Origin of the sequence: Methylobacterium goesingense, assembly GCF_022179225.1 — a bacterium.
Lineage (GTDB): Bacteria > Pseudomonadota > Alphaproteobacteria > Rhizobiales > Beijerinckiaceae > Methylobacterium > Methylobacterium goesingense.
In genome coordinates this window covers 25424-37041 of the sequence record NZ_BPQL01000029.1, presented here as the reverse complement: position 1 = coordinate 37041, position 11618 = coordinate 25424, and the positions used below count along the sequence as shown (strand labels likewise).

The 11618-nt window shown below is 70.1% G+C and carries 12 protein-coding genes; all 12 read right to left on the bottom strand.

Features of this window, described 5'->3' with window-relative positions:
• Nucleotides 1-390: 390 nt before the first annotated feature.
• The 12 genes from pufC to MFF30_RS06890 all read right to left on the bottom strand — a co-directional run bounded on the left by pufC (nucleotide 391) and on the right by MFF30_RS06890 (nucleotide 11588).
• Nucleotides 391-1512: a photosynthetic reaction center cytochrome PufC gene (gene pufC / locus MFF30_RS06945; RefSeq protein WP_238278147.1), complete on the bottom strand. Its 1122-nt coding sequence runs from the start codon at nucleotides 1510-1512 to the stop codon at nucleotides 391-393.
• Entirely contained in the window at nucleotides 1509-2501 is a 993-nt protein-coding gene (gene pufM / locus MFF30_RS06940; protein WP_238278145.1) for a photosynthetic reaction center subunit M, read from the bottom strand. The genes pufC and pufM overlap by 4 nt, the downstream gene beginning before the upstream one ends.
• A 27-nt stretch (nucleotides 2502-2528) precedes the next feature.
• Nucleotides 2529-3353: a photosynthetic reaction center subunit L gene (pufL, locus tag MFF30_RS06935; RefSeq protein WP_238278143.1), complete on the bottom strand. Its 825-nt coding sequence runs from the start codon at nucleotides 3351-3353 to the stop codon at nucleotides 2529-2531.
• Nucleotides 3354-3461: 108 nt separating this feature from the next.
• A complete protein-coding gene (pufA, locus tag MFF30_RS06930; RefSeq protein ID WP_238278141.1) occupies nucleotides 3462-3650 on the bottom strand; it encodes a light-harvesting antenna LH1, alpha subunit in 189 nt (62 codons plus the stop codon).
• Between the two features lie 14 nt (nucleotides 3651-3664).
• Entirely contained in the window at nucleotides 3665-3886 is a 222-nt protein-coding gene (pufB, locus tag MFF30_RS06925; RefSeq protein ID WP_055956020.1) for a light-harvesting antenna LH1, beta subunit, read from the bottom strand.
• 200 nt (nucleotides 3887-4086) lie between these two features.
• Nucleotides 4087-4302 (bottom strand): hypothetical protein, encoded by a 216-nt coding sequence (locus tag MFF30_RS06920; RefSeq protein ID WP_238278139.1) that lies wholly within the window; start codon nucleotides 4300-4302, stop codon nucleotides 4087-4089.
• Nucleotides 4303-4421: 119 nt separating this feature from the next.
• Complete coding sequence (gene bchZ, locus MFF30_RS06915; protein ID WP_238278137.1) at nucleotides 4422-5888, bottom strand: chlorophyllide a reductase subunit Z; 1467 nt, start codon at nucleotides 5886-5888, stop codon at nucleotides 4422-4424.
• The gene (bchY, locus tag MFF30_RS06910) at nucleotides 5888-7483 is read right to left on the bottom strand and encodes a chlorophyllide a reductase subunit Y (protein ID WP_238278135.1); all 1596 of its coding nucleotides are present in this window, start codon (nucleotides 7481-7483) and stop codon (nucleotides 5888-5890) included. Before bchY ends, bchZ begins: the two co-directional genes overlap by 1 nt.
• 6 nt (nucleotides 7484-7489) lie before the next feature.
• A complete protein-coding gene (locus MFF30_RS06905; protein WP_238278133.1) occupies nucleotides 7490-8506 on the bottom strand; it encodes a chlorophyllide a reductase iron protein subunit X in 1017 nt (338 codons plus the stop codon).
• On the bottom strand, nucleotides 8503-9438 hold the full coding sequence (bchC, locus tag MFF30_RS06900) for a chlorophyll synthesis pathway protein BchC (RefSeq protein WP_238278131.1): 936 nt from the start codon (nucleotides 9436-9438) through the stop codon (nucleotides 8503-8505). The genes MFF30_RS06905 and bchC overlap by 4 nt, the downstream gene beginning before the upstream one ends.
• A 130-nt stretch (nucleotides 9439-9568) precedes the next feature.
• The gene (locus tag MFF30_RS06895) at nucleotides 9569-10633 is read right to left on the bottom strand and encodes a methyltransferase (protein WP_238278192.1); all 1065 of its coding nucleotides are present in this window, start codon (nucleotides 10631-10633) and stop codon (nucleotides 9569-9571) included.
• 85 nt (nucleotides 10634-10718) lie between these two features.
• Nucleotides 10719-11588 (bottom strand): polyprenyl synthetase family protein, encoded by an 870-nt coding sequence (locus tag MFF30_RS06890; RefSeq protein ID WP_238278129.1) that lies wholly within the window; start codon nucleotides 11586-11588, stop codon nucleotides 10719-10721.
• Between the last annotated feature and the right edge of the window lie 30 nt (nucleotides 11589-11618).

Sequence of the window (11618 nt, the reverse complement as noted above, 5' to 3'; positions counted from 1 at the left end):
TCACGAGCCGCTTAGAAGCGGACGTTCCCGCCTTCTGCAAAGGGTCGTGAACGGGCGGGGCGGCAACGTCTGCTTCGATGCCCTGCCGCTCTGAAGCGGACCAACCTCTCTCCACCCTCATCAGCCCTTCGCGCGGTCAAGCTAATTGGTCTTTAACGTTAGGGGTAACGGTGGCTGAGTCACTCTCAGCCGGCGGAGGCTGGCGGAGCCACCCCCACCTCCAACGCCTCCCCACAAGGGGGAGGAGAGCCGGGCAATGCCTCGGACTTGCGGATGCGATCGACCCGCCGCTGGGTGGCGAGCGAAACACGCCCTCCGCGAATCGGACAAACGAAAGAGGCCGTCCGGTTGCCCGGGCGGCCTCTGTCGTCTCGCCCTCGCCCCGGGCCGCTATTGCGGCGCGGGCGCGGGTTGCGCCGGGGTCGCCGGCATGGTGGGCGGGTTCGCCGGCACGGCGGGTGGGGTCGCGCTGGCGGTCTCGGTGGATTTGGTCAGTTCCGGATAGGCGTCCACCACGTGGGCGCCGTTGAGGGGCTTGTTCTGTCCGTTGTGGCAGGTGGTGCAGTTCACCTTCGGCACGTCGCCGAGCGCCCCGAGGCGGTTCGGCGGGAAGGTCGAGGTCAGCGGCTCGAGGTAGTTGCCGTTGATGTCCCGCACCATCCGGATGCCGTGCCAGGCGGTGGTCCGCTGCGGCGTGCTCTGCGACCAGTTCGAGATCGCCCGGGTGTTGTGGCAGAAGGTGCAGTTGACCCCTAAGCCCTCCGACATGTGGATCATGAGGCCGTAGGTCTTCTCCGCGTCCTGGATCGGCTTGCCCTTGGTGGTGGGCAGGGCCGTGGTCGAATTCACCCGGATGACGTTGTTGTCGATGGTCTTGTCGGCGAGGTACTCGGTCAGCGTGTCGTAGGGCAGCGAGGCGAGGCCGACCGAGCTCTTGGCGAGGTTCTGGCCGTTGTTGCGGGCCGTGAAGCCGCCTGGGCGGTTCGGGCCCGCATCGGTGAACCAGATATTGGCCGGCACCGGCTGGCCCCGGTGGCAGGTGTAGCAGGTCACGCCGGCCCCGCCGGTGTGCTTGTCCTTCCAGTCGCTGTTGAGATGCTGGGTCATCTGCAGCATCCGGCGGGCGACCTTCTTCTGGTAGAGGCTGTCGTCGGCCATGTTCTCGGTGTTGTGGCAGTAGGTGCAGCCCTGCTCGGGGCTGACCCACTCGGTCATCGAGACCATCAGGCGGTTGAACTCGTTGACGCTGACGTTCTTGAGGACCTGGACGTTCTCGTAGGTGGTGCCGGCCAGATCGTCGCCGGGTTCGGCCGGGTCGGCGGGTGCGGGCGCCAGGTTGGCCTCCTTCTTCTCCGCCACCGCCTCGCGGGTGTGGACCTGCGCCATCGCGGTGCCGCGATAGCCGTTCTGCTGGACCGCCAGGGGCGGCCGGTCCCAATCGGTCAACCCGATCATCGCCACCGTGAGGAAGAAGGCGACGGCGGCTCCAAGGACGGTGAAGAAGATCTTCATGGAGCTCCCCCGGGAATGGTGGTGGCAGAGGTGGCGAGCGGATCGATCACGGGCGGGTAGACCTGCGGGTAGGCCGGGGCGACGCCGTGCTTGACCGCCCAGAGGTACCAGTTGTCGACCACCGTGCCGGTGAGCAGGATGCCGATGCCACCGGTGAGCGTGGTCAGGACCGCGAACCACCAGGCCCAGCGGTGGATCGATTCCATGGTGGCGTTGAAGCCCATGGTCCAGCGCCAGAACAGGGCGGCGCGTTCCGTGGCGGTGCCGCGATCGACGATCTGGTCGATCTCACGCTCGCCGCCGAAGCGGCTCACCGCCAGGATGGTGCCGCCATGCATCGCGAAGAGCAGCGTCGACCCGTACAGGAAGACGATCGAGAGCATGTGGAACGGGTTGTAGAACAGGTTGCCGTAGCGGAGCGAGAAGGCGGCGGTCCAGTCGAGGTGGGGGAAGATGCCGAAGGGCACCGCCTCCGACCAGGAGCCCATCAGCACGGGGCGGATGAAGCCCAGCACCAGGAACAGCCAGATCGCGGAGGCGAAGGCCCAGGGCACGTGGTAGCCCAGACCCAGCGCCTTGGCCCGGCGGAACAGGCGCAGCCACCAGAGCAGCACCGAGGCGGTGAGGAAGAAGCCGGCGATCAGCCACCAGCCGCCCTCGGCCAGCGGCGGCAGGACCCGCAAGCCGTATTGCGGTCGCGGCGGCTCGAGGGCCAGCCAGGGCAACTGACGCACGAACTGGACGGGATCCCAGTTCACGCTGGCCCACATGTTCAGGCCGATGATCTCGAAGGCGATCAGCCCGCAGGCGAAGGAGAGCGCCCCGAGATAGCCGATGTAGATCGGGCCGACCTGCGCGTTGCCGATGAGGCCGAACAGGTAGGAGTTGAACGGCGTGCCCCAGCGCTTGTTGGAGTCGACCGGGATACCGAGGTCCGGCGAGATCGGGCGGACCTGCACTTCGGAGAAGATGTTCTGGTAGTAGGCCATGGTGTCACGAGCCTCCCTTTTCCGAGATCAGCGCCAGACGGGAAGGTTGAGCCACCAGCCCCACCATTCGGGCCAGCCGCGGGTCCAGATCGGGCCGCTGATGACGATGCAGACTGCGCTCCAGAAGCCCGCCGAGAGCGCCAGGAACAGGCCGAGCCGGTGGATGCCCAGCGTGCCGATCGAGTAGCCGATGGTGTCGCGGAAGAACGTGTCCTCGTGCTCGGGCGTCTTCACCACCTCGCCCTTGCCCGGATTGGTGGAGGACAGGATCAGCGAGCCGTGCAGCGAGAGCGCCAGCGTCGTGGTGAAGAAGAACGTCACCGCCAGCATGTGCGCCGGATTGTAGTGGAAGTGCAGGTACTGGTAGCCGGTGTTCGAGACCCAATCGAGGTGGCTGAGGATGCCGTACGGGAAGCCGTGGCCCCAGGCGCCCATCAGGAGGGGCCGCACCACCACCAGGGTGACGTAGGCCAGGATCGCGATCGAGAAGGCGAAGGGCACGTGGTAGCCGATGCCGAGCTTGCGGCAGATCTCGACCTCGCGCAGCGCCCAGGAACAGAACGCGCCCACCGCGCAGAAGGTGATGATCTGCCAGAGGCCGCCCTCCTGGAGGGGGGCCAGCGCCAACCCGTACTTGAGGTCGGGCGGCGCGATGTTGATCTGCCAGATGTTCCAGGTCGGCCCCAGCGCCGCGCCGTAGATGATCAGGGCGGTGCCCAGCACCGAGAAGAACAGCGTCGTGACGCCGAAGAAGCCGACGTAGAACGGCCCGACCCAGAAATCGAACAGGTCTCCGCCGACCAGGGTGCCGCCGCGGATGCGGTATTTTCGTTCGAAGCTCAGCATCGCCATCGCGACCTCCCAGGCCCACCACGCTCTTTGGCGATGGCCGACGGGTGGCTCGTGGCCAGCCCGCCGATCATCCGTGTTCGGGGTATTCTGCTCTGGATGCCGGCCCGGTCAGGCGGGCATCGTCGGCAGAACCAGCGTCTGCGCGTTGGCCGCGCGCGGCGCCTTGGGGCCTTCCAGCCAGTTGAACCGGTCGGTGCTGAGCAGGATGAAGTGGATCAGCAGCGCCAGGACGAACAGGAAGGTGAAGAGCGCCACGAGGGTGCGACGCGGATCGAAGAGAAGCCAGACCTTGTGCATGATGAGGGTCCTTCTCAGGAGAGCAGGGAGACGACGCCCTGGGCCGCCGTCTCGAGGGCGGCGTAGCCCTTCGGTCCGGGCAGCCACGGGCGCCACAGCCACACGAGGATGTGGGCGACCACGGCGATCGCCGTGAAGATGATGAAGCTCGTCAAGAAGATCGCGTGGAACTCCTTGGCTTCCGGTTCCGTCAGCCCGGACAGGCTGCTCGGTTTCTCGACAATGCCATTGGCCATCGGTTCAAACCTCCGCTGTGACTGGCCGCGCCCGCGGATCGGGAGACGGCGGGGTGCGCCTCGGGCCGCGCGGCGCGGCTCGAGGCGGTCCTTCCCGCCTGTTCGGACGGGAGGTCGGTCGGGGGCCGGGCGTGACGCCTCGGCCCGAGGGGCAAACAGGTGGGCAGCGGCGCCGCGCGGGCGGCGCGCTCCGGGGGGCATCACCCCATGAAGACGAAGGGGATCGCCGAGACGGCCATGGCCCGCGCCTCGGCGAAGACCGAGCGGCGCGGCTGGGCGACGGCGCTGCGCGCCTGCGGCAGCACGCGCTGCACCACGGCGGCGGCGAGGAAGAACGGGTAGGTCGTGGCCAGGAGGATCCGGGCCTGGACCTCGTCCTGATGCAGGCGCGACACCGGATTCAGCGAACGTTGCATGGGATCTCTCTCCTGGCGTTCCGCGGCGGGACGCGTCCTTGCGAGGACGCGCGGGGTCGGCATCGACCGGCTGGACGGCGCCGCGCCGATCCAGCCGGAAAGGGAATGGTGGCCGGCGCTCATGCGGCGGCTCCGAGGCTCGCCTCGGCGCGGGCGCGCTCGACATGGTCCGGGACGACCCGGCCCGCGCCGGCCTGGCGCGCCGCCCGCTCGGCGGCATCGCGCAGGCGCTTGGCGGCCGAGATCCGCACCAGCACCGGATGCGCCTCGACGAGTTCGTCCAGGCGGGCACGCGCCGCCTCGTCCCAGGGCAGCTCGCGGTGGAGCCGGGCCGGAGTCGCCTCGACCTTGTCCATGTCGCGGGCGAGCGGCAGGATGTGGAAGAGCATGTCGAAGAGCGCGTTGCAGACCTCCTGGACGAGGTAGGTCGCCCCGGAGAACCCCATGAAGGGCGTGCCCGTGTGCCGCCGGATGATGGCGCCCGGGAAGGAAGCCGGCACGAACACCGCGCGGGCGCCGCATTCGGCCGCGTACATCCGCTCGTTGAACGAGCCGAACAGCACCAGCGGCGGGTTCTTGGCGATCATCTCGCGGATGGCGGCGTTGTCGGTCTTGGCGCCGGCCTTGCGGGATTCCGCAAAATGGCAGGGCAGGCCCATCTCGTCCTCGAGGAAGTGCCGGACGCCCCGCGCGTAGGTCTCGGAGGCCACGATGCCGAAGCTCGCGGTGCCGAAGAAATCCTGCGTCACCGAGCGCCAGAGATCCCAGACCGGCTTGATGGTGGTGTGCTTCTCGCGCTCGATGAACGGCTCGGGGTCGAGGCCGAGCGCTTCGCCCAGCGCCCGCAGGAACCGCGTCGTGGAATGGATGCCGATGGGCGCCTGAAAGTAGGGACGCTCCAGGGCTTCGCAGAGCAGGCGGCCGAACTCGCGATAGAGGCAGATGTTGGCGTCCGCGTTCACGAGCGCCGGTACGTCGGCCAGATGCGAGCCGAGGGGGAATACGAGGTTCACCTCGGCGCCGATGCCCTCGACCAGGCGGCGGATCTCGGCGAGGTCCGAGGGCATGTTGAAGGTGCCGTAGGCGGGCCCGATCAGGTTCACCCGGGGCTTTACGCCCTCCTGGCGCTGCGGCCGGGCCGGGATGCCCTTCTTGGCGAAGCGCTTGGCGCCGTATTCCTGCCAGAGCCAGGACATGGCCCGGTCGGCGGTCTGCCACTGGTCCTCGTCGATGGTGCGCGGCAGGAAGCGCTGGAGGTTGGTCCCCTCGGGGGTGACGCCGCCGCCGATCATCTCGGCGATGGAGCCCGTCACCACCACGCTCGGCTGGGCCGGGTCGAGGGTGGCGTGCGCCCGCTTCATCGCGGCCTCGGTGCCGTGCCGGCCGAGTTCCTCCTCCGCCAGCCCCGTGACCACGATGGGCAGCTCGTGCGGCGGCAGGGCATCGGTGTAGTGCAGCACCGAGGTGACGGGCAGGTTCTCGCAGCCCACCGGACCGTCGATGACGACCTGCAACCCCTTGATGGCGGTGAAGACGTAGACGGCGCCCCAGTAGCCGCCGGCCCGGTCGTGATCGAGGACGAGCATCAGGCCATCTCCCCGATCGGATCATGAGCGGGTTTTTCGCGACGGGGGCTCGCCACCGCCTTGCGGAGCTTGGGCACGTCCTCCCAGATGCCGGCGGCGTGACCCGTGCCGACCCCGTCGAAGAAATCCCGCATGGCGTCGAAGCGCGCGCGGTTGCCGAGGGCCGCGTTGATCACCTTGGCGAGGGACCCGGCGCCGGCCACGCCCATGAGCGGACGGGCCGAGATCAGGTTGGTGAAGTAGAGGGCCGGGAGCCCGAGCGCCTTGGCCTTCTGCACCACCGGCGTGGTGCCGATGGCGAGATCCGGCCGCACATCCATGAGGGCGGCGAGATCGTCCTCCAGGGAGGCGCGGTAGCGCACGGTGACGCCGTGGGCCTCGAGCCAGTCGCGGTCGGCCTCCGAATGGGGCGTGCGCGGGCAGGCGGTGCCCACGTAGCGCAGGTCCGCGCCGCTCTCGACGAGGAGGCGTCCGACCAGGAGTTCCGAGCCCTCGTAACCCGAGAGCGTGATCCGCCCCCGGATCGGGTTGGCGGCGAGCGCCCCCGCGATCATGGGCAGGAAGCGGTTCTTGGCGGCCTCGACGGTGGCGCGGGGCACGGCGCAGGCCTCGCCGATGCGGTCCAGCCAGTCGGCGGTGCCGTCGTGCCCGACCGGCGCCGAGCCGACGATGGGCCGCCCGGCGGCGGAGAACTCGCGCAGCGAGGCGGTGTAGAAGGGGTGGATCGCCGCCACGGCGGTACAGTCGAGGGCCGCGTAGAGCTCGCGCCATTCGCGCGTCGGCACGACGGGACCGGCCGCCAGCCCCAGCGGCTCGAGGAGACCGCCGATCACCACCGGGTCGGCGGGGAACATCTCGCCCAGCAGCGCCACGGTGGGGCGCTCGGCCCGGCCGGCGCGGGGCGCCTGGACGGGGCCCTGCTCGGCCTCCCCGCGGGCGAATTTCAGCATCGCCCCGGCCAGCACGTCCTTGGCCTCGGCATGGGTGGGGACCCCGAAGCCCGGCACGTCGATGCCGATGATCCGGACCCCGTCGATCTCCTTGGGCAGGAGGCGCAAGGGGACGCCGGAAGCCGTGGGCACGCACAGGTTGATGACGACGACGGCGTCGTAATCGGCGGGCTTGGCCACCTGGAACACCGCTTCGCGGATGTCCTCGAACAGCTTGCCGGTGACCAGGGTCTCGGAGTTGAAGGGCACGTAGCCCACGCTCCGCTTGGCGCCGTAGAAATGCGCCGTGAAGGTCAGGCCGTAGACGCAGCAGGCGGAGCCCGACAGGATCGTCGCCGTGCGCCGCATCCGCAGCCCGACGCGCAAGCTACCGAAGGCCGGGCACATGCTCTGGGGCTGGTCGTGCGGCCCCGTCGGGTAGTCTTTCCGGAGTTGATCCAGCGTATCGGACATCCCGGCGGCCTCGGCGGCCGCCCGCATCGTGGCCTTACCGGAATGACAGCCCAGGCCGTCCTCCTTCGCGGCGGCGAGGTTCACCACCTCGGCCGGGGCCGCGACGGGCGCCAGGGCCGAGGCCGGGCGCTCGTTGCCGGCGCGAAGGGTCTGGCGCGCCCGAAGATCCGCGATGTCGAGGGTGACGGCCATGATGCGTCAGACCTCGTCGTAGACGACTTCGAGGGACGGCTTCACGACCTGGGTCGTGCCGCACATGTCCTCGAAGGTGGCGGGCACCAGGGTGACGCCCCGGCCGACGGCCTCGCCCTTGAACAGGCCGAGCAGCCCGTCCTGGGAGAGCGGCGTCGGGTGGTTGGCGGCCGCGTCGTGGACGTTCTGCGCGAGATCCGCGAAGAGCGAGCCCCAGGGGCTCTCCGGCCGGCCGATGATCTCGTAATTCGCGCTCTTCTTGCGGATGTCGTCGTGGGCCGGGATCGAGGCCAGGACCGGGATACCGACGGCTTGCGCGAAGGCCTGGGCCTCGCCGGTACCGTCGTCCTTGTTGATGACGAGGCCGCCGACCCCGACATTGCCGCCGAGCTTGCGGAAGTATTCCACCGCCGAGCAGACGTTGTTGGCCACATAGAGCGACTGCAAGTCGTTCGAGCCGACGACGATGACCTTCTGGCACATGTCGCGGGCGATCGGCAGGCCGAAGCCGCCGCAGACCACGTCGCCCAGGAAGTCGAGCAGGACGTAGTCGAAGCCCCATTCGTGGAAGCCGAGCTTCTCCAAAAGTTCGAAGCCGTGGATGATGCCGCGCCCGCCGCAGCCGCGCCCGACCTCCGGGCCGCCGAGCTCCATGGCGTAGACGCCGTCGCGCTTGAAGCAGACGTCGCCGATGGCGACCTGCTCGCCCGCGAGCTTCTTCTTGGTGGAGGTCTCGATGATGGTCGGGCAGGCCCGGCCGCCGAACAGGAGCGAGGTGGTGTCGCTCTTCGGGTCGCACCCGATGAGCAGGACCTTCTTGCCCTGCTGAGCCATCATGTAGCTGAGATTGGCCAGGGTGAACGACTTGCCGATGCCGCCCTTGCCGTAGATCGCGATGATCTGCGTCTCCTTGGTGGCCTTGACCGGCACGGGGTCCGGCTCGATGCCGGCCTCGGCGCGCAGCGCCTCGGAAGCCGTCAGGGCGCCGCCGTTCAGCTGCATCGACTTCAGCTGGATGTTCATGCGGCTCTCCAATCCAGGATCATCTTCAGGCATTCGGCATCGCCGAAGGCCGTGCGATAGGCGTCCGGAGCGGCGTCCGCCGGACGCCGGTGGGTGATGAGGCCGTCGAGGGCGAGGCGGTCCGCCTCGATCAGCGCCAGGGTCGCGGCGAGATCCTCGGGCCGCCACTGGGCCGCGACCCGGATGCGGGCCTCCCGCAGGAAGGCGGGGGCGAAATCGAAGGCGAGCCGGGCCTCGTAGAAGCCCGCGAGCACGATCTCGCCGCCGGGCGCGAGGCGGGCGATTCCGGCATCGAGAATCCCGGCATCGCCGCTGACGTCGAGAACCGTGGCGTAGTCGCGCCGGGCATCGTCCTCGGGGGCGCGCACGGCGTAGCCTTCCGCACCCTGCCGGCGCACCGGCACGGTCTCCCAGACCTGCGGATCACCGCCGAGGGCCGTGGCGATGCGGGCGACGAGGCGCCCCAGCACCCCGTGGCCGACGACGAGGAGCGGCCGGGCGAGGTCGATGCCGACCAGCGCATGATGGGCGGTCGCCGCGAGTGCGATCAGGGTGCCGCGCTCGGCGAGACAGGAATCGATGGGTACGAGGCGGGCGCCGGCGCTGACGAGGTGCGAGGCCGCGCCGCCGAAGAGACCCCGCACCGGACCGAAGCAGCGGGCGCCGGGGACGAACACGGTCTGTCCCGCGCGCAATCCGGATTCGGCGCCGGCCTCCACGACCTCGCCGACCGATTCGTAGCCCGGCACCAGCGGGTAGCCCATGCCGGGAAAGTCGGGCATCCGGCCCGACCAGAGCAGGCGCTCCGTGCCGGTGCTGATCCCGCTCCAGCGAATCGCCACCACGGCGTCGGCCGGGGTCGGAGCATCGAGGGCCAGGGTCTCGAGGGCGATCTGACCGGGACGATGGAGGATGACGGCCTGTGCGTTCATCGAGCCTCTCCTCCCTGTCCCGGCATTCGATCCGGTTCGCGCCGGATCTGATGTGTCATCCTAGATAGACACTTTTCTACGTCAATCTGAAATTACCTGAACGGGCGTGGAATTCGCCGTTTTCGTCAACTCAGGTTGACACAAGTACGCGCGCCAGCAGCGGGCGTCGGGTCGGCATCTCGCGGACCTTCGTGAAGCCGGCCTCGTGCAGCAGGGCCGTCAGCTCGGCCACGGTCCGGCAGCGGCCGGTCCCCATCGCCAGCAGGTAGAACCCGAAATACGCGTCGGTGATCGGCTCGGCGCCGGGCGTGCCGCTCATCGGTTCGGCGATGATGAGCGCCGCATGCTGCGGGAGCGCGACCCGGGCCGCGCGCAGCATGATGCGCACCTGTTCATCGTCGTGGTCGTGCACCACGCGCACCAGGGAGATCGCGTCGGCGCCCGCTGGCAGCGGGCCGGCGAGGAAGCTGCCGCCGATCGCCCGCGCCCGGTCGGCGAGGCCCTCCCGGTCGAGATGGGCCTGCGCCCGGGCGGCCACCGCCGGCAGGTCGAACAGCCGGAGTTGGAGGTGCGGGGCCGCGCGCGCCGCCGCCGTCAGGAAGGCGCCCTCCCCGCCGCCGACATCCATCAGGCAGCGGTGCCGGATCAGCGGGTAGGCCTCGAGAATGTCCTGCGCGATCAGCGCCTGCGAGGCGGCCATGAGCCCGCCATAGGGGGCCACCGCCTCCGCCCCGAGGGTGGTGCCGTCCTGCCCGGCATAGGGCCAGTAGGCGGCGAGCCGGGTCGGCCCCGCCTCTCCGCGCAGGAGGGCGACGGGATCGCGCAGGTCGTCGTAGAGCATGGCATGGTGCTCAACCATCCGGCCGATGGCGGGGTTGCCGATCAGGGCCGCGCCCAGATCCGCCAGGGCGTAGCGCCCGTCCGGCAGGGGGGCGACGAGGCCGAGGGCGGCGGCCGCCTTCAGGAGGCGGCTCGCGGCCTCGGCCGACAAGCCCATCCGCGCCGCGAGACCGTCGAGGCCGAGGGGGCCCGGCGCCAGCGCCCCGAACAGGTCGAGACGCAGGCAGGCGAACAGGGTCTGCGAGTAGGTGAAGCCCGCGCAGAGGTCGAACAGCGCGCGGGTGTTCGCCCGCGCGATGCGCCGGGTCAGGGGGAAGCCGGCGGCCCAGCGCTGGAAGCGCGGATCGGCGACCATGCGGGTGCGGAAGGCGCGCCAGCGGGTGCGCCAGCCCTCCCCCGGGGCCGGGCGCGGGGTCCCGATCGCGGCGCCCCGCGCCACGTCAGGCCAGCTCCCGCGCGAGGCTCGCCGGCAGGAACAGCCGCGTCTGCGCTTCGATCTCGGCCCGGAGGGTCTCGGCGCCCGGGCAATCGGGAATCACCTCGATGGCTTCCCGCACGAGGCGCCTGAGGCGCGCCAGGGCGCCCCCCATCCCCAGGAGGGCGGCGGCGTTCGGCCGCCCGAGGGTCGAATCGCGCCCGACCGGCTTGCCGACCTCCTCCTGCCGGCAGGCGACGTCGCGCAGATCGTCGGCGACCTGGTAGGCCTCGCCCAGGCACTCGCCCAGGAGCCGCCAGGGCAGCGACGGCGCGCCGGCCGCCGCCGCCCCCGTCACCGTCGCGGCGGCGAACAGCGCGCCGGTCTTGGCCTGCTGGTACTCGGTGAGCGCCACGTTCGGCTCCGATTCCCAGGCCTGCCCGGCGGCGATTCCGGCGGGGGAGCCGGCGGCGCGGGCGACGAGCCCGACCAGGGCGGCGAGGCGCTTCGGGCTGCGGGCTGCTCCCCGCGCCAGGGTCTCGAAGGCCGAGACGATCAGGGCATCGCCCGCCAGGACCGCCAGGGGCTCACCGAAGGCCGCGTGCACCGAGGGCTGCCCCCGCCGCAGGGGTGCATCGTCGAAGCAGGGCAGATCGTCGTGGACCAGGGAGGCGCAGTGCAGAAGCTCGATCGCCGCCGCCGCCGCATCGGAAGCCGCCGGATCGTCGTCACCACAAGCCCGCGCAACGGACAAACAAAGACGCGGCCGAATGCGGTGACCGCCAGGAAAGACCGCGTAACGCAGGGCCTCTGCGAGGCGGGGCGGAGCGCCCGGTGCCTCCAAATGCGCGACAGCGGTGTCCAGCGCCTGTTCGATACGACGGTTGGCGTCCATCCGGCGATCCTTCCATGTCACTTGTTATTA